The sequence below is a fragment of the Nocardia sp. TBRC8007 genome (assembly GCF_056629435.1).
This window is the reverse complement of the sequence record NZ_JBWSOR010000220.1, coordinates 1-266: the sequence shown is the minus strand read 5'-3', so window position 1 is coordinate 266 and position 266 is coordinate 1. Positions and strand designations below refer to the sequence as shown.

The following is a 266-nucleotide window of genomic DNA, read 5'->3' as shown; positions in this document are numbered from 1 at the left end:
GAGGTGGCGGCGGTGTTGGGGGCGCATCCGGCGGTGACGCGGGCGGTGGTCACAGCGCGGGAGGCGGCCGGGGCGGGTGTGGGCACACAGTTGGTGGGGTATGTGGTGGCCGATGGCGCCACCGGTGATGAGGTCGATGTCGCGGTGCTGCGGCGGTTCGTGGCCGACCGGTTGCCGGAGTTCATGGTTCCGGCCGTGGTGGTGGTGGTCGAGGCGATGCCGTTGACCCCGAACGGGAAACTCGACCGTGCGGCGCTACCGGACCC

The 266-nt window shown here is 71.8% G+C and carries 1 protein-coding gene; it reads left to right on the top strand.

Features of this window, described 5'->3' with window-relative positions; genetic code table 11:
- Positions 1–12: 12 nt before the first annotated feature.
- On the top strand, positions 13–266 hold a 254-nt coding region (locus ACX4ZE_RS23390), incomplete at its 3' end, for an AMP-binding enzyme (RefSeq protein ID WP_480275629.1).